23 protein-coding genes are annotated in these 24,444 nt (G+C 57.2%); 4 read left to right on the forward strand and 19 right to left on the reverse strand.

Features of this window, described 5'->3' with window-relative positions; all coding sequences use genetic code 11:
• Positions 1–392: 392 nt before the first annotated feature.
• Together G7Y43_RS02830 and G7Y43_RS02835 are read left to right on the forward strand one after the other, a co-directional pair.
• The gene (locus G7Y43_RS02830) at positions 393–1,247 is read left to right on the forward strand and encodes a HipA domain-containing protein (RefSeq protein ID WP_165043885.1); all 855 of its coding nucleotides are present in this window, start codon (positions 393–395) and stop codon (positions 1,245–1,247) included.
• Positions 1,244–2,029, forward strand: coding sequence for a helix-turn-helix domain-containing protein (locus G7Y43_RS02835; protein ID WP_165043886.1), 786 nt, complete (start codon positions 1,244–1,246; stop codon positions 2,027–2,029). Before G7Y43_RS02830 ends, G7Y43_RS02835 begins: the two co-directional genes overlap by 4 nt.
• Before the next feature lie 51 nt (positions 2,030–2,080).
• Here G7Y43_RS02835 and G7Y43_RS02840 read toward each other — a convergent pair whose 3' ends face one another.
• The 11 genes from G7Y43_RS02840 to glmU all read right to left on the reverse strand — a co-directional run bounded on the left by G7Y43_RS02840 (position 2,081) and on the right by glmU (position 17,398).
• On the reverse strand, positions 2,081–3,004 hold the full coding sequence (locus G7Y43_RS02840; RefSeq protein ID WP_165043888.1) for a HipA domain-containing protein: 924 nt from the start codon (positions 3,002–3,004) through the stop codon (positions 2,081–2,083).
• Between the two features lie 104 nt (positions 3,005–3,108).
• Positions 3,109–4,788, reverse strand: a complete 1,680-nt coding sequence (gene ettA, locus G7Y43_RS02845) for an energy-dependent translational throttle protein EttA (RefSeq protein WP_165043890.1) — start codon at positions 4,786–4,788, stop codon at positions 3,109–3,111.
• A gap of 181 nt (positions 4,789–4,969) precedes the next feature.
• Entirely contained in the window at positions 4,970–6,883 is a 1,914-nt protein-coding gene (locus tag G7Y43_RS02850; RefSeq protein WP_165043892.1) for an ABC transporter ATP-binding protein, read from the reverse strand.
• Positions 6,873–7,622, reverse strand: coding sequence for a TlyA family RNA methyltransferase (locus G7Y43_RS02855; protein ID WP_165043894.1), 750 nt, complete (start codon positions 7,620–7,622; stop codon positions 6,873–6,875). Before G7Y43_RS02855 ends, G7Y43_RS02850 begins: the two co-directional genes overlap by 11 nt.
• 21 nt (positions 7,623–7,643) lie before the next feature.
• A complete protein-coding gene (locus tag G7Y43_RS02860; protein WP_165043896.1) occupies positions 7,644–8,693 on the reverse strand; it encodes an aspartate-semialdehyde dehydrogenase in 1,050 nt (349 codons plus the stop codon).
• A 314-nt stretch (positions 8,694–9,007) separates the two neighbouring features.
• The gene (locus tag G7Y43_RS02865) at positions 9,008–10,285 is read right to left on the reverse strand and encodes an aspartate kinase (RefSeq protein WP_165043898.1); all 1,278 of its coding nucleotides are present in this window, start codon (positions 10,283–10,285) and stop codon (positions 9,008–9,010) included.
• Positions 10,286–10,539: 254 nt separating this feature from the next.
• The gene (locus G7Y43_RS02870; RefSeq protein WP_241158123.1) at positions 10,540–11,976 is read right to left on the reverse strand and encodes a sodium-dependent transporter; all 1,437 of its coding nucleotides are present in this window, start codon (positions 11,974–11,976) and stop codon (positions 10,540–10,542) included.
• 293 nt (positions 11,977–12,269) lie between these two features.
• Positions 12,270–14,210 (reverse strand): ABC-F family ATP-binding cassette domain-containing protein, encoded by a 1,941-nt coding sequence (locus G7Y43_RS02875; protein WP_165043900.1) that lies wholly within the window; start codon positions 14,208–14,210, stop codon positions 12,270–12,272.
• A gap of 147 nt (positions 14,211–14,357) precedes the next feature.
• Positions 14,358–14,915 carry an aminoacyl-tRNA hydrolase gene (pth, locus tag G7Y43_RS02880; protein ID WP_165043902.1) on the reverse strand — a complete coding sequence of 186 codons (558 nt, stop codon included), beginning with the start codon at positions 14,913–14,915 and terminating at the stop codon, positions 14,358–14,360.
• A gap of 46 nt (positions 14,916–14,961) precedes the next feature.
• On the reverse strand, positions 14,962–15,927 hold the full coding sequence (locus G7Y43_RS02885) for a ribose-phosphate pyrophosphokinase (RefSeq protein ID WP_165043904.1): 966 nt from the start codon (positions 15,925–15,927) through the stop codon (positions 14,962–14,964).
• Between the two features lie 76 nt (positions 15,928–16,003).
• A complete protein-coding gene (gene glmU / locus G7Y43_RS02890) occupies positions 16,004–17,398 on the reverse strand; it encodes a bifunctional UDP-N-acetylglucosamine diphosphorylase/glucosamine-1-phosphate N-acetyltransferase GlmU (protein ID WP_165043906.1) in 1,395 nt (464 codons plus the stop codon).
• 461 nt (positions 17,399–17,859) lie between these two features.
• On the opposite strand from glmU, the gene G7Y43_RS02895 reads away from it, so the two are divergent.
• On the forward strand, positions 17,860–18,228 hold the full coding sequence (locus G7Y43_RS02895) for a hypothetical protein (protein WP_165043908.1): 369 nt from the start codon (positions 17,860–17,862) through the stop codon (positions 18,226–18,228).
• Between the two features lie 60 nt (positions 18,229–18,288).
• Entirely contained in the window at positions 18,289–18,564 is a 276-nt protein-coding gene (locus G7Y43_RS02900) for a ribbon-helix-helix protein, CopG family (protein WP_165043910.1), read from the forward strand.
• A 23-nt stretch (positions 18,565–18,587) separates the two neighbouring features.
• On the opposite strand, the gene G7Y43_RS02905 is transcribed toward G7Y43_RS02900, so the two are convergent.
• The 8 genes from G7Y43_RS02905 to G7Y43_RS02940 all read right to left on the reverse strand — a co-directional run bounded on the left by G7Y43_RS02905 (position 18,588) and on the right by G7Y43_RS02940 (position 24,440).
• The gene (locus G7Y43_RS02905) at positions 18,588–19,172 is read right to left on the reverse strand and encodes a DUF5662 family protein (RefSeq protein WP_165043912.1); all 585 of its coding nucleotides are present in this window, start codon (positions 19,170–19,172) and stop codon (positions 18,588–18,590) included.
• Between the two features lie 65 nt (positions 19,173–19,237).
• Positions 19,238–19,456, reverse strand: coding sequence for an acyl carrier protein (locus G7Y43_RS02910; protein ID WP_165043914.1), 219 nt, complete (start codon positions 19,454–19,456; stop codon positions 19,238–19,240).
• A gap of 130 nt (positions 19,457–19,586) precedes the next feature.
• A complete protein-coding gene (gene hpf, locus G7Y43_RS02915) occupies positions 19,587–20,156 on the reverse strand; it encodes a ribosome hibernation-promoting factor, HPF/YfiA family (protein WP_165043915.1) in 570 nt (189 codons plus the stop codon).
• A 118-nt stretch (positions 20,157–20,274) separates the two neighbouring features.
• Positions 20,275–20,943 (reverse strand): signal peptidase I, encoded by a 669-nt coding sequence (locus G7Y43_RS02920; RefSeq protein WP_165043917.1) that lies wholly within the window; start codon positions 20,941–20,943, stop codon positions 20,275–20,277.
• A 1-nt stretch (position 20,944) separates the two neighbouring features.
• Positions 20,945–22,090, reverse strand: a complete 1,146-nt coding sequence (locus tag G7Y43_RS02925; protein ID WP_165043919.1) for a MucBP domain-containing protein — start codon at positions 22,088–22,090, stop codon at positions 20,945–20,947.
• On the reverse strand, positions 22,077–22,976 hold the full coding sequence (locus G7Y43_RS02930; protein WP_165043921.1) for a hypothetical protein: 900 nt from the start codon (positions 22,974–22,976) through the stop codon (positions 22,077–22,079). The genes G7Y43_RS02925 and G7Y43_RS02930 overlap by 14 nt, the downstream gene beginning before the upstream one ends.
• 13 nt (positions 22,977–22,989) lie before the next feature.
• Positions 22,990–23,826: a hypothetical protein gene (locus tag G7Y43_RS02935; RefSeq protein WP_165043923.1), complete on the reverse strand. Its 837-nt coding sequence runs from the start codon at positions 23,824–23,826 to the stop codon at positions 22,990–22,992.
• A complete protein-coding gene (locus G7Y43_RS02940) occupies positions 23,826–24,440 on the reverse strand; it encodes a hypothetical protein (RefSeq protein WP_165043925.1) in 615 nt (204 codons plus the stop codon). Before G7Y43_RS02940 ends, G7Y43_RS02935 begins: the two co-directional genes overlap by 1 nt.
• Between the last annotated feature and the right edge of the window lie 4 nt (positions 24,441–24,444).

Consider the following 24,444-nt stretch of genomic DNA (forward strand, 5'->3'; position numbering starts at 1 on the left):
TACCATCATGAACACCGCGAAGCTTCACTCACTCATTGGCACTCCACCGCCTAAGCCAACTTATGGATGTCGCCCAGCCAGCTTCCCAATGCTACCACCGCACACACTGCACGCAAACACGAAAACACCCGGAACCACAGACGCAGCGAAGCGAGAAGTAATGTGGCGAAGCGCATCCAAGCACCACGAAACGATCGCTCAGCTCTATGCCATTTCGCCGGAAATCACAGGGATCGAGCAAACAGATTGCGTTCATCCCCCATTCTGCAACTCAACAATCACTGTTAATGTGTCATAAATATACTGTTTAAATTTTGACACATTTCGAACATCAACAACACCTATAATATGTCAAAAATCATTTTTAGTATTTTTGATACGCTAGGAAGCCCATGGATTTCTCTTCATGCACACTGAGCAACCGCTACTACGGCGGTACCGAACGAAAGATTGGCGTCATCGTCAACGACGAGCCTTATATGCTCAAGTTTCAGAAACGGACTGCGTTTGGAGTTCGGTTCAACCATCTGTCAGAACATGTGGGGTCTCGTATTTTCGCTTACGCCGGCATCTCTTCCCAAGATACAGTTTTGGGCACCTACAAAGGTGAGCCCGTGGTAGCTTGCCGCGATTTTCTCACTGAAAACGAGCAGTTCGTTCCTTTCAACGACGTGGGCGAAAGCACGCTTGATCAGGATAAAGAGTCTTATCAATACGAATACGACGACATCATGCGCATGCTTCGTGACAATTCGAAGCTCACCGATGTTGAGGGCACCATTGCGGCGTTTTGGAAGATCTTCATCGTCGATGCACTCATCGGCAATTTCGACCGGCATGGAGGAAACTGGGGATTCATAAAACGCAGCGGTCGTTATCGGCTTGCGCCCGTATTCGACAACGGGTCTTGCTTGTTTCCCAATCTACTTGACGACCAGATGTCTCGCATCATCTCATCAGATGAAGAAACGCTTAAACGCGTATTCGAATTCCCCACTTCGCAAGTTAAGCTCAATAGCAAGAAAAGCTCCTATTACGAGGTCATTCATAGCCTGGCGTTCCCCGAATGCAACAAAGCGCTCGCCAACGTGATGGCGCGTCTCGATATGAACGCCGTGCATGCATGCATAGAAAACCTTGCAGGCGTCAGTGAAACCCGTCGCTCATTCTATACTCACATGCTTGACGCACGCCACGAGCTTATCCTTCGATCTTCGTATGAGAAACTGATGGGAGGCCGCTCATGAGGAAGGCTGTCACCAGCGGTGTTATTCGCGTGCACGATGAACTGGGATTTCCTTGCCACATAGCCCGCATTGACTACGTTGAATACGAGGACGAAACGTTTGACTACACGTTTACGCCGCGCTACCCCGTCATTGACATGCTGCCGACTACTATCTTTCAAGGAATTCCTGGGCTTGATCTCGACATGCGCAAGGAGTGCTACCTACGGCGCAACATCGTGCCCACATTCATTGCCGAACGAACACCGAGCGAGCGTCGGGAAGATTTACAAAGCCTGCTCGAATCGTACGGAATGACCTACTTGAACCGACTCGAGTGGCTCATCCGAACTGACTTGCGTTACAGCGGAGATCTTCTTTATGTCGAACGGTGGAGTCCTTCAGATGAAAAGCGCGTTGTTAGCATGGGTGACCTCTCGCAATTCGACCCCCGCGCTACCCACATGATAAGCGCGCTACTTACCGAGATTTGCCAAGGAAACGACATTACTACCAGCTCTTTCTCCATTGACGATAGCAACCGCTCAACGTGCTACCACCTGCTTTCTGAGCTCCTTCGCAAGGAGAAGTCGTTTCTCGCTAACCGGCGCGAAGAAGGCTGGGCGAAAGCCGCATTAACCGGCAAAACCCGCGGACGCAAACGGGCAGTCACTAATCTCGTTGATTTTGACGCCGTTCGCCACGCTCACATCGAAGGACGCATAACTGCTGAAGAGGCGGCACAACGCCTCGGCATCAGCCGATCAACGTTCTACCGCCGCATCAAAGAATTCAAAGCGTGAGGAAGGTGCAGACATGGTCTTAACAACAGACAGCTTTTGCGGGCTTTCGCCTTATGCAAGCGGCAGGAATCCTTCTTCTAAACGCTTGCGCAAAAGCGCCTTGTGAGATTCTCTTACGGCGTCGGACATGATGATGTGGCCGTAGGCTTCAGTGGGAACGTCGTCGATAATGTCATTGATGATTCGCATGTCAACCGCCGTAAGAAAACGGCTGATAGCAGCTTTCAAATCGGGATTGGCGCTGTTCCTCATGTAGTCGAAGGGGTGAATAGCGTGGCTTTCGCCATTCTCGTCAACCAAACGATAACACGACACATTGGTACCGAACGCATCTTGCTCGAGCGCTTCCACACTCGCCATACGTCGCTGAGCCACGGAAGAACTCCGCTTACTGAACAGGGAGCTACCTAAATCATACACAGGAGCCAACTCATAGGTCATGTTTTGCCTCATGAGCAGGCCCCAGTTGCCGTTGTTTCGATCGGGATTCTTAATGAACGCATCCACCACGAACATATCCCAAAACCGCTCGCGCACACCAGGCGTTCGCTTGAGCAGGTCGGACGTTTCTATCGCAGCCAAAACATCTCCGAGATAGACGCTTTCACCATCCGACGGAGCAGAACTGAATCCTGCATCGTCGTCTGACAGGGCATTCTTGATGTCCTTAAACTCGAATAGACGCGAGTCGGGAAACGTGAAGTCCTTGCAAGCGCAGACGATCTTGCCATTTCGATAGCCGAGGAAAGTTTCGTGCGCAGGAATACCCAACGACTTGTAAATGAGGGCACCAACATGCTCGGAAACAGGGCTTGACGTGTACGAGGGAAGATGACGACCTTGCAAGTCACGTGTTGTGCGCGGGTACTTCGCGATCCACGGCTCCCCTTTGAAGACAATGCCTTCTTTCTGGCCGGCGCGCCCGCCATAGAACAACCCGCTTATTTTGCATTCACGCAGATCAACAACGTCCACGAAGCTTTCCTCCCTGTGCGATTCTCTCGACACCATTGTAGCCGATTCGCCTTACGAGAAGGCACCATTCGGTGGATTCAGAGCGGGCGAAGCTGGCGGTGGAGCTAGTCGCGAGTGAGCTTGCGATGGACGCGATGCGGTTTGGCGGCTTCCTCTCCCAAACGCTCGATCTTGTTCTTCTGGTAGCTGTCGAAGTTGCCTTCGAACCAGAACCAGGTGCCGGGGTTCTCGTCGGTGCCTTCCCATGCCAGAATGTGCGTGGCAATGCGGTCGAGGAACATGCGGTCGTGGCTAGTCACCACAACGCAACCGGGAAACTCCATCAGCGCTTCCTCGAGGCTTTCCAGCGTTTCGACATCAAGGTCGTTCGTGGGTTCGTCAAGCAGCAGCAGGTTACCGCCTTCTTTAAGCGTGAGCGCCAGGTTCAGACGATTGCGCTCGCCACCCGACAGCACGCCTGCCGGTTTCTGCTGATCGGAGCCCTTAAAGCCAAACGCGGCAACATACGCACGACTGGGAACTTCGGTGTCGCCCACCTGCATGAAGTCGAGCCCGTCGGACACAACCTCCCACAGTTTCTTGTTCGGATCGATGTTCTCGCGACCCTGATCAACGTAGGATACCTTGGCCGTCTCGCCCAACGTAAGCGCACCTGACGTGGGTGCTTCCTGCCCGACGATCATCTTGAACAGCGTCGACTTACCCACGCCATTCGGGCCGATGACGCCAACGATGCCATTGCGCGGCAGGTTAAACGACAGGTCGTCGATGAGCACGCGATCACCGAACGCCTTGTGCAGATGCTCGGCACGCAGCACTTCTGCCCCCAAGCGCGGACCTACGGGAATGTGGATTTCCGTGAAGTCAACGCGCTTCGAAGCAGCTGCTTCGGCAACCATACGGTCGTAGTTCTCCAAACGGGCCTTACTCTTCGCCTGACGAGCCTTCGGCGAACTGCGCACCCACTCGAGTTCCCGGCGCATGCGCTTGGCCAGCTTCGCGTCTTTTTGGCCCTGCGCCTCCATGCGCGCCGCTTTCGTTTCCAAATATGTGGAGTAGTTGCCCTTGTACGGGAACAACTGCCCGCGATCGACTTCGCAAATCCACTCGGCCACATTGTCGAGGAAGTAGCGGTCGTGCGTGACAGCCAGCACGGCGCCGGGATAGCGCTTCAGGAACTGCTCGAGCCACAGCACCGACTCCGCATCGAGATGATTCGTAGGCTCGTCAAGAAGCAGCAGGTCGGGTGCTTCGAGCAACAAGCGACACAGCGCCACGCGACGACGCTCGCCACCCGACAGCACACGCACCGGCATATCGGGATCGGGGCATTGCAGCGCATCCATCGCCTGCGACAATTGGCTGTCCAAATCCCAGCCGCTCTTCGCATCGATTTCGTCTTGCAAACGACCCATTTCGTCCATGAGTGCGTCGAAGTCGGCATCAGGCTCGGCCATTTCCATGCCGATAGCGTTGAAGCGCTCGACTTTTGCCAGAATATCGCCGAATGCCATTTGTACGTTTTCGAGAACGGTCTTGTCGTCGTCAAGCGGCGGCTCCTGCTGCAAAATGCCCACCGTATAGCCCGGCGTTAAGCGCGCCTCGCCGTTCGACACGTCTTCGAGCCCTGCCATTAGCTTCAGCAGCGTCGACTTCCCCATGCCGTTCGGGCCGACCACGCCGATCTTCGCGCCCGGATAAAACGACAGCGACACGTCGTCGAGGATAACCTTGTCGCCGTGGGCCTTGCGGGCCTTATACATTTGATAGATGAATTCCGCCATGATGCTCCTTGCTCACGTGGGGCGCACCGCTCCCGCGTTTGCGGCGCGACGTGCGGTTGCGCGCTCGTATGCGCGCCTGCCCAGGGGCTTTCCGAATGTCATCTATTTTCGCATGGAATGTTGAAGAGGGCGAGAAGAATTCAAGGGAACAGAACGCGCGCTCGTGAACGCGCGCGACGAGCTATTCCCCGAAGAACGCTCCCGACTGACGCCCCCACAGATGCGCGTAGGTGCCGCCCGCTTCGACAAGCTGATCGTGTGTGCCGTCTTCCACCACACCGCCATCGCCAAGCACCACGATGCGGTCGAGGTTGGCTACCGTGCTCAACCGATGCGCCACCACAATGGCTGTACGGCCGCTCATCAGGCGCGCGAGCGCATCTTGTACGAGCGCTTCACTTTCTGAATCGAGGGCGCTGGTGGCCTCATCGAGCACCAGAATAGGACAGTCGGCCAGCATGGCCCGCGCGATAACAATGCGCTGCCGCTGCCCACCCGATAGCTTGATGCCGCGCTCGCCGGTGATGGTGTCGAAACCCTGCGGCAGCTTCTCGATAAACTCAAGCGCGTTCGCCTGCCGCGCCGCCTCGCGAATTTGGTCGATGGTTGCATCGGGTCTTCCGTACGCGATGTTCTCGGCGATGCTGCGATGGAACAGCAGCGATTCCTGCGGCACATACGCGATGTTGCGACGCAGGCTTTGCTGTGTGACGCGCGCAACATCTTGCCCGTCAACGAGAATGCGCCCTTCCTGAATGTCGACCAACCGCAGCAGCAACTTTGTGAGCGTAGTTTTTCCCGCCCCACTCATGCCTACCAAGCCAACGCGCTGACCAGCGGGAATATGCAAGTCGAAATCGTGGAATACGCTCGTTTGTACGCCACCGTCATCGTAGCTAAACCCGATGCGCTCGAAATCGATAGAGCCTTCGCGCACCACCAGCGGCGTTGCATCGTCAACGTCGGCCACAAGCCGCGGTTCATCGAGCACCACCGTCATGCCACTCGCATCGCCGAACGCGCGGTTAAAGCGCTGCAGCCCCGAGTTGATGAAGTTGAACTGGATAGTGATGGTGTAGGTGTAGGTGAACATCATCACCAGCGTGCCCGCCGTAATACCGAACCATGCGTTGCCGCCCGAAATGAACACCGTCACCACACTCATGATGACAACCGCCAAACATGCGGTAATAATGCCACGCGCCAGCGACGAACGCATCCGCTTCGAATCACGCGCAACTACTTCCTTATTCGCCGCATCGAACAAGGCACGCTCGTAGTCTTCTCGGCCGTAGGTTTTCACCGACAGAATGTTCGTAACGGCATCGGAAAGCTCGCCTGACAAGTTGTTCTGCGCCGTGGCGGCCTTCTCATTTAAGTGCAGGATGCGCTTGTACATGATGTAGGACACGCTGGCATACACCGCTAGCAGCACGAGCAGCACGCACACATACACCGGAACGCGTGGGCCTAACAGCACGCACACATAGATGATCGAGCCCGTGACCGGCAGAAACGGATGCACCATCGCCTCAACAAGCTGGTTGTACGCGCTCATGAACTTCGAGGTTTGCGACACCAGCGTACCGCCGAAGCGGTTCGTGTGGAAACTCATCGATTGGTTCGACAGCGCGTCGAATGCCATGGTTGCAAGATCGTAGTTCACGGCAATTTCGAGCTTCCACAGCGTGTAGTCTTGCAGCTTACTGCACGTTTGCCCGCACACGTTGATAAGCACCAACGCAGCAATGTAAGGCCCGAACACCTGAAACACCTGATCGGGTGGAACTGGAGAAGAACTCACCCGGTCGACGATAAGGCCCATAACAAACGGGTTGCCGTACGTTTGAAATCCGCCAAACCCAAGCGTCGACAGCACCAATGCCACAAACAGCCCTAAGTGGTTCTTTGTCGCCACCCAATAATAGTGAAGCGTGCGGCGCGTAACGGAAGGGCGCGCTTGCTTGCCGCCCTGCTCGCGCTGCTGGCTGTGGCTGCTCTGCCCGCTTTGTCCGCCCTGCTGGTTCTGCTTGTGCTGCCCGCTCTGTTCGCGCTGCTGACCGTCGCACGTGTTCGCATTCTGCTTATCCGACATACACCGACCTCACCAAATACTCCACGTTGCCTTCCGCCCCTCGAATGGAGCTTTCCACCACGCCTGTTACACGAAAGTTTTGCGCGCCAAGTGCCGCGCACACCTCATCGACCGTGCGCAGGCGAACTGCCTCGTCGCGAACGATGCCGCGGTCGGTTTCGTTGTGTGCCGACTCGAACTGGGGTTTCACCAGCGCAATGAACACGCTTTCCTGCCCGGGTGCCGCCCCGCGTTTGCACAACCCCGCAAACACCGGCGCTAAGTCGGCGAGCCCAATGAAGCTCAAATCGGCCACCAGCACGTCAAAAGGCGCCCCCAACTGCTCAGGCGTTGCGAGCTTGATATTTGTCCGCTCGAAGATGCGCACGCGAGCATCTTGCTGCAACTTCCACGCGAGCAGCCCGTAGCCAACATCCACGCAGGTAACCTGTACCGCGCCCGCCTGTAGCAGGCAATCGGTGAAACCGCCGGTCGATGATCCGATGTCGATACAGCGCAAACCGCGCACGCTTTGCCCGAACGCGTCGAGTGCGCCTTGCAGCTTGTGCCCTCCACGCGAAACAAAGCGCTTGCGGCCGCGCACGAAGATGCTGGCATCGGGGCGAACCTTCATGGCCGCACTGGTTGCATACACGTCATCAACGCGCACCTCGTGTGCGATAACGGCCCGCAACACCTCGTCGCGAGATTCGAATGATCCCTGCTCAACCAACAGATCGTCGAGCCGCACCTTCCGCATGCTGCTTAAAACCTTTTAAGGCTAGGGCAGCAGCAGTTGGGCGATCTGTACTGCGTTCAACGCCGCCCCTTTGCGGATTTGATCGGCGACATTCCAAAACGCCAAGCCGTGCTCCACAGTGGGGTCTTTACGCAAACGCCCCACGTACGAGCCGTCGGTTCCGGCCAGCAAGCCGGGCATGGGATATACGTTGTTCGCCGGATCGTCCATGAGGGTGATTCCCGGCGCGGCCGCAAGCGCGGCACGAGCAGCGTCCACCGTCACTTCGCCCTCGAATTCCACGTTGATGGATTCGCCGTGGCAGCGAAGTACAGGCACGCGCACGCACGTAGCAGCAACCTGAATGTTGTCATCGCCCATGATCTTCTTGGTTTCCACAACCATCTTCCACTCTTCCTTAGTGGAAGCGTCGTCGAGGAATTTGTCGATATGAGGAATGCAATTGAACGCAATGCGATGCTGGAACGCCTTTACCGTCAGCTCGTCGTCGGGCGTGCCGTTGAGGTACTCGCGCGTCTGGTCGTACAGCTCGGCCATGGCAGGCGCACCCGCGCCGCTGGCTGCTTGGTAGGTAGACACCACCACGCGCGTAATGCGCGACAGCTCGTAGAGCGGCTTTAAGGCCACCACCATCTGGATGGTGGAGCAGTTGGGGTTGGCAATAACACCATTGTGCCAGCTCACGTCGGCCGGGTTCACCTCGGGCACCACCAGCGGCACGTCTGCGTCCATACGGAACGCGCTGGAGTTGTCGATCATAACCGCACCGGCAGCAATCACGGCCTCGCGCATGGCGCGCGACACGTCCGACCCGGCACTGAAGAGGGCAATATCTACGCCCTCAAACGCCTGAGGTGTCATTTCTTGCACGGTCAACTCACCTGCGGCAACCTGCCCACAGCCGTCAAAAGGTACCGTTGTACCGGCACTGCGAGCCGACGCCAACGCGCGCACTTCACTCGCCGGAAAATCGAGATCATGCAGCACCTTCAAAAACTCGCGCCCCACTGCACCCGTTGCTCCCGCAACCGCCACCACCGGGTTTGCCGGCATTTCCTTCGTCCACGCCATAATCTTCTCCTTGTTCGCAAAAACCCTTATCGTTCGTACTTGATGTAAAAGCTACTGGTCGTTCGTAACAAAACAGTCGCAGGTCGTTCGTAACATAAAACATCACTAGTCGTTCGTATTATCGCTAGCAGTCCATATAAAAGCGCCGCTGGTCGTTCATAGAGTCAGCGAGAAGCGTTCCGGTGCTCCAGATTGACGCGAAAGTGCGAGGAAGCGTACTTTGGTACGCGACGAGCACTTGGAGCGGCAAGATGGAGTGCCCGAACGCTTCGTAGCGTCGGCCCGTTCCGTCGATCGTTAGATCGACGGAACCATCAGCGGCCTTTGTTCATCTTCGCGGCGATTTCTTCCGCAGAGAGCATTTTTTCCTCGAACACGGTGTCGGAATCCAAATCGAATGCGGTATGCAGGCAGCGCACTGCGTCGGTTGCTTGCGATGCTGCCACGATAACCGACAGGCGAATGGGCGACGTTGATACCGAGATGATGTTGATGTCGTTCGCGCCGAGCGTGGTGAATGCTTTTGCGGCCACACCAGGCTGCGACTTCATGCCCGTTCCTACCAGACTCACCTTGGCGATGTCTTTGTCCACCAGATATCCGGTCGCGCCGATTTCCTGAACCAGACGGTCGAGCGTTTCCTCCGCGCGATCGATGTCGGCAACGGGGCACGTGAAGCTGATGTTCGCCAGCCCATCAAACGACGTGTTCTGGATAATCATGTCGACGTTCACCATATTGCCGGCCAGCGCGGAGAACACCTTTGCCGCCACGCCCGACGTGTCGGGAATGCCTCGCAGCGTGAACTTCACTTCCGACGTATCGTGCGCAATGCCGGTGATGACGGCTTCCTCCATATCGGGTTCCTCCTTGATGTAGGTGCCTTCCGCATCGGAGAATGCCGAGCGGGAGTGAATGACCACGTTCCATTTCTTCGCAAACTCAACCGCGCGCGACTGCAGCACGCCTGCACCGGCACTGGAAAGCTCGAGCATATCGTCGTAGGAAATCTGATCGAGCTTCTTGGCGCGCGGGCACACGCGCGGGTCGGACGTGTACACGCCGTCGACGTCGGAATAGATTTCGCAGACGTCGGCATTAATGCCCCACGCCACCGCAACCGCCGTGGTGTCGGAGCCGCCGCGGCCAAGCGTGGTCATGTCGTCGTTGGCGTCGATACCCTGAAAGCCAGCAATAACGGGAATGTAGCCCTCATCAAGCGCGGCAAGAATGCGCTTGCTGTTGATGCTGGTGATCTTCGCTTTGTTGTGCGTGCCGTCGGTTTTGATTCCTGCCTGGCGACCAGTGAAGCTGATGGACTTGTAGCCGCGCGCCTCAATTGCCATAGCCAGAAGTGTCATGGACACCTGCTCGCCCGTGGACAGCAGCCGGTCCATTTCACGCGCCGGCGGGTTGGCATTGAGTGCCTTAGCAAGACCCACCAGTTCGTCGGTGGTCTTACCCATGGCGGACACAACCGCCACCACCTTATGCCCTTCCTGGCGCTTCGCGATGAGCCGCTTGGCAACGTTGCCGATGCGCTCTGCGGAAGCGACGGACGTGCCACCGAATTTGCAAACGATAATTGACATGGTTTTCCGTTCTTGACGTGCTTAAATCGACAGCCCCACACTATAGCAAACCAAAGCGTTGCCGACAGCCCCCGCAGGGGCGTTTACCGGTATTTAACGTCAGGCGGTGCCGATGTCAGTAAGTTGAGCACAAGCACTATTTCGCCAACGTGCATGTCAAACGATCCTTTAGCACACCGAAAACGGGCCCACCGTTTGGCGGGCCCGCACTATGCGAAGTCGTTCTTCAGGGAACGCTGTTCTTAATCGGCGCGCTACAACGTGAATAAGCCAAGCGATTGTAACAGCAAGATGGCCAGTAGCACGGGGCACACGAACTTCATCATGATGATATACAGATGACGACGCTGGAACTTGAACTTGCCCCCTTGCTCAACTTCGTCGATGATGACTTTCGGCTTGACAACCCACCCGAACAAAATGCAAGTGAGCAGCGCCAACAGCGGCATGAACAAGTTGTTCGACGCGTAGTCCATAATGTCGAGAATCTGGGCAACCGCGCCGTTGGGCAGCGTCAGTTCAAAGTAGAACACGTTGTAACCTAGGCACACGATAAGCCCCGCAATAAGCGCCCACATGGCCGTGATAATCACGCTCTTTTTGCGGCTCAGTTTAAACTTGTCTATGATGCTCGACACAATAGCTTCCATGATGGACACAGCCGACGTAATAGCAGCGAACGTAACCAACAGGAAGAACAGCAGGCCTACGATGGGACCGGCAGCACCCATGGCAGCGAACACCTTCGGCAAGCTGACGAACATGAGGCCAGGACCTGCACCCATACCCTCAACGCCCATGAACACGAACACGGCGGGCACGATCATCAGACCGGCGAGCATGGCGGCCAGCGTGTCGAAGAACTCGATGCGATTGATGGACTGCATGAGGTTCGAATCGCTGCGCGCATACGAGCCGTACGCAACCATAATGCCCATGGCAACGCTGATACTAAAGAACAGCTGACCGGTGGCATCGGTAAGAACCACCAGGAACTGCTGCAAGGTGATACCCGAGAAATCGGGGATCACATAAACGGCCAGGCCCTCCAACCCCGTGCGGGTAACGCCTTGCGCGTCGGTATAGGACAGCGTGAGCGCGAAGATGGAAATGCCCACGATCAAAACCAGCAAGATAGGCATGAGGATGCGGCTGGTGGTTTCGATACCTTTGTTCACGCCGCGATACACCACAACAGCCGACACGCCCAGAAACACGATCATCCACACGATCGGTTCAGCGAAACTGGTAATGTGCCCTGTAAAGAAGCCATCCTGCGCAGCATCGGCACCACCGAACGTAAGGAACGTGGCCAGGTACTTTAACACCCAGCCGCCAATAGCACAGTAGTACGGCAAGATGATAACCGGCACCAAACAGGCAAGCACACCTAAGAAACCCCAGCGCTTGTTGATTTTGCCGTAAGCAGTCAGCGGCCCTTGTCGCGTCTTACGCCCAAGCGTCACCTCGGTGGTAAGTAGGGCGAAGCCAAACGTTAAAACCAAGACCAAATACACCAGCAAGAACAGGCCGCCGCCATCCTTTGCCGCCAAATACGGGAAACGCCAAAGGTTTCCTAGGCCGATTGCACTGCCGGCGGCTGCAAGCACGAATCCAAACGATCCGGTAAAGGTCCCCCGCTTGCCCGCGAGGCTGGGCCCCTCCGTCGCGGACGATTTCATTTCTTCCATTCCTTCTCCTTTGCCGTGTGTGCATCGGGCGCGGCTTCACGAAACTAAAGAAACGCACATGCGCGGCCCGCACAGCCGCCCTGACGCAAAACATGTCCGAGAAACATACCACGAACGGAAGCATACGTCCAATACCGCAGCCTGCCAGCCGACGTATATCGCGCGGCGAACGGACAGGTGTGGCACATGTAGAAAGGCGCATGCTATCAGGCACTTCATCGCAGTAGAGCGCTGGAGAAGAAGTCGGGCACTGCGTTTTCTGTTATAGACCGCGCGACGAGTGCGCACTCGCGCTATTCCCCCAGTTTCTCCGCCGCTTCCAGCCACTCGAGTTCGAGCTCGCCGATGCGTGCTTGGAAACCGGCTATCTCGTCTTGCTTCTCAGTGAGCGCCACGTAGTCGGATTGATCGACGCTTGCCATGGCCTCGCGCGCAGCGGCAATTTTACCGCGTAAGGTTTCCACCTTGCCTTCGTTTGACTGCATAAGCTTGCGCAGCGCACGCACTTCCCCACCTGACAAGCGCGGCGCACTTGCGACACCACCGGCATCGCGAGATGCGTTGCCCGCCGATGCGCCACCTGCCAGCGCGCCACCTGTAGCCGTGACGCCCGCACCCGCGCCACCTGCCAGCGCGCCACCTGTAGCAGCGGCGCCGCCCGCAGCCGCATGACCCGCCGTGGTACCGCCGCTCGTTACAGCCCGCATGTCAGCCACAATGCTGAGGTATTCGTCCACACCACCCGGCAAATGACGAATCTTACCCTGAAGCAAAGCGAACTGATGGTCGGTCACGCGCTCCATCAGGTAGCGATCGTGCGTGACAAGCAAAAGTGTTCCTGGCCAGCCGTCGAGCATGTCTTCCACAACGGCCAGCATGTCGACATCCATGTCGTTTCCCGGCTCGTCAAGCACAAGCACGTTCGGCTCGTCCAACAGAATAAGCATGAGCGCAAGCCGGCGTTTCTGGCCACCCGACAAGTCGCTCACCGGTTCGTTCAGATCGCCTTTCGTGAACCCCAGCCGCTCGAGTAACTGCGCGGGAGTCATTTCCTTGCCATCGAGCATCGTGCGTCTGCCATAGCGCGATATCACCTGACGAACGCGATCATCGCCGTATTTCGCCAGCTCATGAAGGTGTTGCGACAGCACCGCGAACCGCACCGTCTGGCCAATGCGCACCGTACCCTTAGTCGGCTGCTGCACGCCCTGAATGACGTTCAGTAGCGTGGTTTTGCCTGCGCCGTTTTCGCCAACGATACCGTAGCGGTCGCCCGGCCCGAGCGCCCAACTAACGTCGTCGAGCACCGTATGCGGCACGCCCGACGCGTCATTAAAAGTAACCGTTACATTCTCAAGATCGACCACCTGCTTGCCCAGTCGCGCCACAGCCATCCTCTTCAGTTCAACAGGATTGCGCAGCTCGGGCACATCGGCAATGAGGGCACGGGCAGCGGCCACGTGGAACTTCGGCTTTGTTGCGCGCGCACGTGCCCCGCGCGACAGCCACGCAAGTTCGCGGCGAAGCTGATTTTGGCGCTTTTGCTCGGCAAGGTCGGCTAAGCGATCGCGTTCGACACGCTGCATGATGTAGGCAGAAAAGCCGCCTTCGAACGGCTCGATGCCACCGCCGTGCACCTCCCACATGCTCGTGCACACTTCATCGAGAAACCACCGGTCATGTGTCACCACCAGCAGCGCTCCACACCCCAGCCGCCACCGCCCTTTCAGATGCGCCGCAAGCCACGCGATGGCCCGCACGTCCAAGTGATTTGTGGGCTCGTCAAGCATGAGCACGTCCCAGTCGCCAATGAGCAGGCGTGCAAGGTCGACCCGACGGCGTTGCCCACCAGACAAATCGCCCACTCGTCCGTCCCATGGAATGTCGGATACCAACCCGGTGATAATGTCGCGAATGCGCGGGCTGCCCGCCCACTCGTATTCCTGCAAGTTGCCCACGATGGCATGTTCGACGGTGTCATCGGCATGCAGAGAGTCGCTTTGCCCCAGCACACCCACCGTCACGCCGCGCGTTCGAATGACGCGCCCTTCCTCGAAGCCCTCTTCGGGTTCGATCTGCCCTGCCAGCAACCTGAGCAGCGTCGACTTGCCATCACCGTTGCGGCCAACAATGCCGATTCGCGCACCCTCGTCAACGCCAATCGAAACGTTGTCGAACACCCGCTTCGTCGGGAAGTCGACCCGAACTTTCTCACATCCCAGCAAAAACGCCATATTTTGTTTGCCCACCCTTCGAGCTGCCACATTCCTCATGCTAAACGAAGGCCCGCCACCAACTCGAGCAGCGAGCCTACAATTATGTGCTTTCCGCGCTTCATTGTGTGAGCGCCCTGTCCGCACGGACGCTACGGACGCTTCGCTTCAATTAAACGCCTGCTGGGTCTTCTCCAACCCGTCGGACACGATGGAAAGCGCCGCCTGCGCCCCCAGGTCACACGTGTGTTCGAACTCGTCTACCGCATCCTTGCGCGGACGCGACAGCACCCAGTCGACCACAGGCATGCGCCCCGGCGGACGCCCAATGCCGCACCGCACGCGGAACCAGTCGCGCGTGCCTAGCTTGTCGCAGATGCTGCGCAAACCGTTGTGTCCCGCATGCCCGCCGCCGAACTTGCAGCGAATCGAACCCGGATTGATGTCGAGCTCGTCGTGAATGACAATCAGATGATCGGGAGCAACTTTGTAGGTTGCGCACAGCTGCTTCACCGGTCCACCCGACGTATTCATGAAGCTTTGGGGCTTCGCGATCACGACGGGCACGCCACGATGCGACCCTGCGGCCGTAAGCGCGCCGCATTCGGTTTTCCAATAGCGCGCGCCCACCTCGCCGGCAATGCGGTCGATCGCGTCGAACCCGGCGTTGTGCCGGGTGTGTGCGTACTCATCGCCCGGATTTCCCAGGCCAACGATTAGAAACATGCAGATAAACCCTTAATCGGTGTTTCCTTGGTTCGGGCCATATCGTCTAGTCGAACAAAACCGAAATCGAACCGCAATGGAAGATCGTGTCGATGGTTTTCGCGAACAGCGGTGCCACCGACAACACCTTGATCTTGCCAGTCTGACGCTCAAGCGGCACGGGCACGGCGTTTGTAACCACCACTTCTTCGATACAGGAATTCGCGATGCGCTCGTATGCCGGGCCACTGAACAGGCCATGCGTGGCGCACGCGTACACTTGCGTTGCACCCTTCGCCTTCAGCGTGCTGGCTGCGGCCACCAACGAACCCGCGGTGTCAATCATGTCGTCGTTTAAGATGCAGATTTTGCCAGCTACGTCGCCGATGAGCGCCGTAATTTCGGCTTGATTGTGCTTCGGACGATCCTTGTGCATGATAGCAAGGTCGCAATCGAGCAGCGTGGAGAACTTCTTCGCAGCCTTTGCTCGACCCACGTCGGGAGACACCACGCACAACTTGCTGGCGTCAAGACCTTTGTTGGTGAAGTAGTCAACAAAAATAGGCATAGCCGTCATGTGGTTCACCGGTGAGTTGAAAAAGCCCTGAATGGCGTCTTGATGCAGGTCGATGGCAACGATGTTGTCCACACCGGCAGCGGTAAGCAGGTCGGCTACGAGCTTGGCTGTAATAGGCTCGCGTGGAGCGGCCTTGCGGTCTTGGCGGGCGTAACCATAGTGGGCAATAACAGCCGACACCGTACGGGCGGAAGCGCGCTTGGCGGCATCAACCATAATGAGCAGCTCCATGAGCGCGTCGTTTACATCGTAGCCCGAACCGGCGCACACTGACTGAATGAGGAACACATCGGCCCCGCGCACGCTTTCCTGATAGCGCGCGTAGATTTCGCCATTAGCGAACTTCTCGTGCTTCACGTTGCCTAACGATATGTTCAGTTCCTTGGCAACCTGATGGGCAAGCTCGGGATTCACCGAACCCGAAAACAGCAGCATCTTCCTCTGATCATCCGCCATGGCACGCACTCCTTCATGTTGTGATTCAAGGCCGCCGCGCTGTATCGCGCAGCGGTGCCTATTCTACTACGGAAACCTATTCGCCCGCCTGCGAAGCGCGCTTCTTGTCGGCCCAACCGGGCACTTCAAGCTGATTGGAGCGCTCCACAGCAAGCGAACCCGCCTGAACGTCCTTCGTGATGGTTGAACCCGCGCCCACCACTGCACCTGCCCCAATGGCAACCGGGGCAACCATCATGGTGTCGCTGCCAATAAAGGCGTCATCGCCAATAGTAGTTTGCCACTTGTTCTTGCCATCGTAGTTGCAGGTGATAGAGCCCGCGCCTACGTTCACGCCTTCTCCCATGATGGTGTCGCCAATGTAGGAAAGATGCGGGACCTTGCTTCCCTTACCAATCGTGGATTTCTTAATTTCTACGTGCGTGCCAGCTTTCGCCCCTTCGCAGAGGTGCGTACCCGGCCGCAAATAAGCGCGCGGACCGCACGTTGCGGCGGCATCAACGCATGCCTGTACGGCAACCGTTTCATCCATTCGGCAGCACTGGCCGACAGTGGTATCGGTTAGGCGGGAATTGGGGCCGATCACGCTACCGGAACCAACAGAGGTTCTTCCCAGCAAATACGTTTGCGGCAGCAGCTCGACATCTTGACCGATTGTTACCTCGGGGCCAATCCACACCTGGTCGGGGTCCCACATAGTTACGCCCGCCGCCATGTGACGTGCGTTAATGCGGCGCTGCATGATCTTGGTCGCCTCAGCTAGCTGCGCGCGCGAATTCACACCCAGGCATTCCTCGGCGGTTTCGGTGCGCAGGGCCATTACGGGACGCCCCGCAGTGCGGCAGATTTCCAGCACGTCAGTGAGATACAGCTCGCCTTGCGCGTTGTTATTTCCCACCCGAACGAGCGCCTCGAACAAATCGTGTGCGTTGAAGCAGTAGAAGCCCGAATTACACTCACGCACGGCAGCCTCTTCGGGTGTGGCGTCCTTCTGCTCTACAATGCGCAACACCTGGCCCGACTCATCGCGGATGATGCGGCCGTAGCCAAAGGGGTTTTCCAGTTCCATGGTAAGTGCCACCACAGCAGCGTCGTTTTCTTCGCACGTTTCCATAAGCCGAGAAATGGTGCCCGGCGTGATAAGCGGGCTGTCGCCTGAAAGCACCACCACGGGCGCGCCAACAAGGGCGGCGTGCGCGAGGGCATCTTTACACACCAGCACCGCACCCGCCGTGCCGTTGCGCTGCTGCTGCACCACCACGTGCGTGTCGTCGCACACCAGCGGCTCAACTTGCTCGCGCGCGTGCCCGACAACTGTTACCACACTTGCCGCGCCGGCTTCTTTCGCGGCATCAACTACCCATCTAACCAGGGGTTTTCCTAGAATTTCGTGCGTCACTTTGGGCTTGTCGGACTTCATACGCGTGCCAGCGCCGGCGGCCAGCACAATTGCAGCTGCAGCAGTTGCCATGAACGGTCTTCCTTTCGGAGCTTGCGGGCTTGCGACTTTTGTGAAGTATATCGCAAGCGCGCCTACGTTGTGCAGCATATTCAGCTGTGCTAAAATAACGGCCAGCGGAAAGCCTGCGGTTGTGGGCGGGCAGCACCGTTAGTTTGTTAGACCGCTAGATGCCTGTCTAGCGGTCCTTCTTTTCGGGCTCCCCCAGCGTCTTAGCGAACGCGACGGCCTCCCGCAGTAACACCACGACCGCAGCCGCGAGCTGCAGAATTAGCACGATAACGTCCAAGCGAATCACCTCCTTCCCATGAAGCAGGTGCCGCCCGACGCGCAGGGCTTACATCCGTTGACCGTCGAACATCCTACCACGTTGTGCTAGCCTCGAAAGATACTATTCCTCATTGCCCTACTGTCCCCATTCGTAGTTGCTCACGGGTCAGCCAGTGACAGGCAGTGCGTGCAGGTACACACAGATGAAGTTGGCAAAAAATTCGAGAAATGCAAGGTTTTTCAAAGTTAGTCGCGTCTTCCGTAACTTTTTTTACGAAATGTACGATGTGGTGGAGTCGGTAAAGCTCGTCGAATCCTCAGGAAAAACAGCGATCGCCTCTGATCAGGGAAAACGTAAGAGCAGTCTCAAGAAGAGAAGAGCAGTGACTGTTTCCTTCCCATTTTTACCGCTTCAAATCGTACATTTCGTAAAAAAAGTTCCCGAAGCCACGGCTAACTTTGCTCAATCGCGCATTTCTCGAAAAAAGTTGCAGAAGGCGAGGTTTTCTTTGTCGCTGGCTGACCCATGGATAAGTAATCGTTCGTACATCCCCATTGTCCTTATTACGTAGCATACATTACATTACAAACGCGAGGAAAGAACTTGGATTCACCGAAAGAGGTGGCAAACGATGAGCAATAAAGAGTTACATGATAGATTCGGTGTGACGGCGGAGCAGTTGGATACATGGGCTGATGAGTACGAGAGCGCTGATTGGTCACATATGCGCTTCGGTGAGGTCATCAACGGAAGGCCCAAAATTTCAGATGAGCCACTCGATTCGATAACGGTAAAAGTCCCACGCTCGCGCACTGTGGCAATGAAGCGAATGCAGCAGGAAACGGGAATGTCGAGGTCTGAGTTTGTTCGCCAAGCTATCGATCACGAACTGATAGCCTTAGCGTAATGCTTAGCAGCTGGGAGTACGTACTACTTTCCCAGTACGTGGTGTTTCATGTAGCGGAAGGCGGCGTCTTCTCCTTCGTTGGCTACCATGGTTAGCAAAAACTCCAGCTCGCGCTTGGTTTCGGGATGCATAAGGAATGCGGCGCTTGTTTTCTCCATGGTGAAGTAGTCAAGCGACGCGCGATCGGTGTAGGCGTCGCCCTGGTACACCTTGCTCGCGGCGATGCGATCGCACACCATCTCAACCAGATAGCGTGGCGGCATTCGCTTGCCCTCCAGCGCCGCGCCGCGTTCACAGGGCAGATCGATCCAATACTCGAAATGATGCTTGTTTCGCCCTTTGTGATGCATCCACGCTTCGGAGTAGCCCTTGTCGTGTCGTTCGGCAGCGTTTGGACTCTTGTCGCCCTGATAGTACCGCACGCCTATTTTGAACTCGGTGGGACTGTATTTCGACAGGTCGTGCGTGAGGCCTTGCCAATACAGGCCCGCCTTGAAGCAGTGCCGCATGACGAGTGTCCGATGCCGCGTGATGGTAGAGAAATGACGCCACGCATTGCGCCACGACCAGCGGCCTGATGTTTCGTGTATTTCAGGAATCTGATGCATGGGGCGTGAAGGACAAGTCGGGCACGCTGGCAAACGGTGCGCGTGCACGAGCCGGGCGCTTCCTCTTACAAGGAATCGACGTAAGCAACCAAGTCAGCGACGGTTTCTAGGCCGTCGGGCTCGCCGAAGTCGACGTCCAGGCGGTCTTCCAGCTCGCAGATGAGCTCGACCATGTCAAGCGAGTCGATACCAAGGGAATCGAACGTGGAGTCGTCGCTCACTTGCTCGGGGTCGATATTCAGGTTCTCCTGCAGCAGCTCCTTGATCTGCTCGATGGTTGTCATGCTGTCGCTCCTTTTTCGCGAAGATTGAAAGGTTCAGGTGAGCTTACGTGGCGACTTTACGGATTGTGCCACGAAAGCAAAAGACAGCAAGGGAGACCTTTTCTGGTCTCCCTTGCATATTAGCAGCGCGTTACTTCTGCTTCAGCAGGCCGTAGCCGCCGTCGTTGCGACGGTACAACACGTTTACCAAGTTGGTATCGCGATCGGTGTACGCGAAGAAATCGTGGCCCAGAAGCTCAATCTTCACCAGGGCCTCATCTTCGGTGAGGGGCTCGAACTCCATTTCCTTTATGCGTACTACCTCGTCGGCAGGCGCAAGCTCTTCCATCAGGGCATCCAAGTCGAGCTCGGCGCCGTTGGTGTTCGCTTCGGGCGCATCGGCGGCGGCACGCGTGCGACGATCGATAACACGCGTCTTGAACTTGCGCAGTTGACGGAGCACTTTTGCGGCGGCAACGTCGATAGCGGCGTACATGTCCTCTTCATTTTCCTGCACGCGAATCAAATGACCCTTAGTGCGCAGGGTAACCTCGCATACGGCGGGGCGGGGGTTGGCGGGGTTCTTCTCTGAAAGCAGCACAACCTCGGCGTCGAGCGGATCGATATCCATGACCTTCATGGAGTTGCCGATCTTCTCTTCGGCGTAGGCACGCAGTGCGTTGGTGATGGTCATCTTGCGTCCAGTAACAATAATGCTCATGATGCAACCCTTTCTCTGCATCCGACAGTATATACAGCATAGCGCATCTAGGCGCGCTTGTGTGGTAGCAACATTGTTACCGTGTTAGGTTTGTAGAATTGGTAGGCTGTTCTCCGCATTACGCTTGTGCGCGGAGGCGGGTGGCTAGGATGTTGAAGAGGACACCGCATATGGCGAAGGCGAGCAGGTACACTTTGCCTACGGTTGTGGTGAGTATGGCTAGGAAGTCGCCCATGAAGGGAACGGTGAGTACCACGTTTCCGTGGTAGTTGACGTACGGCACGCGATCGAGGTCTTCGTCGGCATTGGCGTCGCCTTTGGTGGTGATTGCGCCTTCCACCACGTTGTTAGCGGTTGCGCGATGCACCACCTGGGTGTCCTCGCGCGCAAACGCAATGATGTCGCCGGCAACCACATCGGCAGCGTCTCCTGGCGCCACAAACACGGCGCTGCCCACCGGAATGGCCGGCTCCATAGAACCTGACTCAATGCGCAGAACTTGCATGCCAGCCACATTCGGCAAAACAGCGGGAAGAAGCAGCGCTATCACGCTTATGAGAATGAGTATGCCCGCGCAGTTACACACAGCGGCCGCAATGCGCTTACGACGCCTCTTCGACGCCGCAGATCGCCCAGTGCGGCCCTGCGGTGCTGTAGCACGGTCACTGCGACCCTCAGATGCCACAGCACGCCTATCCGACGCGCCGCCAGATGCCACAGCACGCCCATTACGGCCCGCAGACGCCGCAGCTTGCCTGCGGCGTCGTTTCGATGCTGACGGTGGCACGCTATTGCTTTCGGATCGCACTCTGCGACCGCCTGCGCACGACAATGAAATACCACACGGCAGCACCCACAGCCGCAAGCGCTAAACAGATAGCGATTATACCAACCGGCGATGTTAGCCCCTGAAACACTTGCGACTTCCCTTGATCTTCGACTCGGGAAGCAAGTGGAACGTCGTTGTCGTCAATGGAGTCGATCTCACGGGGAGCACCGGCTAGTGGTACGCCGTCTGAAGCGATGTCGGCCGTAGGCACCGGATTCTGCTCGACGGCATCCCCTTGGGCATCCTGTGCATCTTGGGTGTCCTGGTCAGCAGCGGCGTCTTGGCCTGCCCCGCCGGCCGCACCCGCAGCGCCGCCAGCTGCCCCACCGGCAGCACCGCCCGCACCCGCACCAGATTCCACGGGTGTATACACGAACACGAACGCGTTACTGGACTCATCCTCGGTTAGAGTACCAGTCAGATTATACGCCTGGGGCCGGTAGCCTTCTATGTAGCGGTACGCCACCACCGGACGGTCATCTACATTGCCCTCAAAACGCTGCGACGGCGCCAACTCGCGCCCGTTTTCATCAACGTAGCTTACCGTGTAGTGTGTAACCGAACCCTTCATGCCGTAAACAACCACCAGGTCGATGTCTTGGTCGACCTTGAACGACGACGTGTTCACCACGGCCTGCGCTGTGTCGTTGTAGCGCCCGGCAAGCTTAATACCCTTCACGTAGTACTTGCTGTCGTTAGAAACCTGCACGATATTAGGGTCGAAAAACCAACGCCACCCCGAGCGTATACCCTGGTACACCTCGCATTCCTTGCCGTTAACCGTACCCTGATTACCGGCGAATAGGCGCACCGTATAGGTGTAGTTCTCTTTGCCACCCGAGGCAGCATTATCGGAGGCATCGGTGTCGGCAGCGTAGGCAGTACTGGGACACAGTGCCACGCATAACGCCAACGCTGCAAGAAGCGACGCAACCGCCGCCATAAAAACAGACGCCATGGCGCTTGTACGAACGCGACCAGAATCGGCAGCTACGCACGCACCAGCAACCTGCGTGCCAGCGACACGCGCACTGACGGCACCTTGTGCGCCTGCAGCCACCTGAACGCCAACAGTGTTTGCGCTTGTAACCCTAACGCTTTGCATGCTTGCCGTCCTTTCCTGCTGCCCGTCCGGCAACTCCCCTCGCTGCCTTACCCGCAGGTACCCCAGTGGCATCCCCCGCAGCTTCTTGCTCGCGCCGCAAACGTCGCCCGAACAGCGCCAACAGCAACAGCACCGCGCCACCTGCGCCCACCAGGGCAAACAGCAGCAGCCTACCCAACTGATCGCCCGTTTGCGGAAGCGACGAGCTAATCGGACCACCCGGAGCCGGTGATCCCGGCGACTCGGGCGTGAGCTCAACCGCGAAGTTCATCTTTATGTCGGCCAGCGTGTCTTGGTAGGCATTGTTGTTCGTTTCGCCATCGAGGGAAACCTTCAGCGTAACCAGGCCCTGCTCGCCCGACTTCAGCGTGTCCAGATACAAATAGTCTTCAAGCGAGCTGGTGGCTTCGTTTAAGCCCTCGCCCGACGAACCGTATTCGTCGCCGCCAACTTCATCACTATTGAACAGGGTTTTCTCTTGACCAGACGGCCCTTTGTATGTGAGCACGTAGCCATAGCCAGAGCCATGCGCCACCTTTACCGATTCTTCGAGCGACCTAATAACTTCGTTGGTCATATACCAATCAGTGGTGGCAGCATTCTCGTTTTTGATGGTTACGGCAACGGTGTTCTCATCGCCTGGCTGCATGTTAGACACCGCATCGGCGAAGTTCAGGTTTTCGGGCGAGTGCACCATTTGCTTATCGGGTGTAAAGGTTACCGTCCAGTCGGTTCGACCCGTGTAATCGTCGGCAAAAGCCGCGCTTGGCACCAAAACAACCACCAAGCAAACCGCGCAGAAGGCCAACACTGCCGCCAGAACGCCCCTTACCGCACGCTCACGCCCACGAACGCCCCGCGCACCCATTGCTTCTGTGTATCCCATAGTCACAGCCTCCTTACGCCAGGCTTAAGCGATCGCCCGACACAACCACGTTGGCACCCCAGGCGCTTTTTGCGGCGTCTTCGGCGTTGTGGTCTTGCACCGCTTCTACGCAGGCTTCCACGCAGAAGGTCAGGCCGTCGTAATCGTAGGTGGTGGTGATAACAGTGCCCTCACCGGTGGTGCTTTCGGTTTGAGTTACGCGGTTACTCACCGCTTTGTTAATGGTTAGCGTATCGGCGAACTCGGACGTTACTTGCGTAGGCTCAAGCAGGTGCGAATAGTACAGCACCGTGCGCTCGGGAGTGGAAGCTTCCTTATCCAAAAGCCAGTCGCTACCAGTGTTTGTCAGGTTCAGGTCAATCAGGCTAGGGGAAACGTCGGTACGCTTGGCACCTTGTTCGTCAACCCAGTATTTCTTAATTGTCACACGCACGAACTGATTGATAGTGCCTGTGTTTTGCACTGTAAGACGTTCGTCGTAGGCAACGCCCGGCTTCAAGCTGCCGTCGGTAGCACCAAGCATGTGCTCGAGCAAGCGGCCCTGGGCACCATGATACAGATAGTCGCCACTCGTGTCGGGCTGAACAAACGGAACCTCATCGGGCAGCTGTGTGTTCGTTTCGTCCCAGTTGTTTTCGGAAATATAGTCGCGCCAAGCCACACGCGTGCCATTTTCAAGTAGCGTAACGCCGATGTTTTGCATCTCAACATGGGTTACGTAGTCCTCAGAGAAATAAGTAAGCGCCGCCTGAGCCGAGCCTACCCCGCCTATGCATAACAACACCACCGCCGTTGCAAACAGCGCTAAGGTAACCTTCTGCTTGGCGAGTACGAGTTTTACGCGCTCCATTAGCGATCGCCCCCCTCAGACGCTTCATCCGCGTTACCGGTCTCAAGCTTCACGGACCAGTCGGCAGACTCGGGCGCAACTTGCTCGCCGCTGGACTGGTACTGCACGGGCGTTGTCTCGTAGACCACCACCACGCTGAATGCATCGCCCAGCTGCGGGGCTTCTCCCGTGGCTGAATCGGTCTTAGGCACGTTACGAATCATCAAGTCGAGCACCGGCGTGGTTGCGCCGGGGTCTAACACGCCGTTGTAGTAGTAGTACCCATCGGCGGCTTGGCTCCAATTAGTAGCGCCGCCAGGCTCGCTATAGTCAATTGCGTAGTCACTGGGGCCATAGGCCGCCACGCGCACATACACCGGCTCGCTAGACGCGGCGTCACTTGTTATAGCAACCGACTTTGTCCAGTTTGCGAAGGTCTCGTTTACCGTAGTTTCATCTCCGAGTTCCAGCGTGTAGCCACCTTTTGCCTGGCAGTACGTGGTGAAGTACGCACTTGCCGCACCAATTCCTGCAACTGCAATGCATACCACGGCCAGCGCGAACAGCGCCGCAACCCAGGTGTTGTGTGCCTTGCTGCGAACTTGCTCGCCCGCTTGTTCATACGATAACGCCATCACA

Source organism: Adlercreutzia sp. ZJ138 (assembly GCF_011038935.1).
In the GTDB taxonomy this organism is placed as follows: domain Bacteria; phylum Actinomycetota; class Coriobacteriia; order Coriobacteriales; family Eggerthellaceae; genus ZJ141.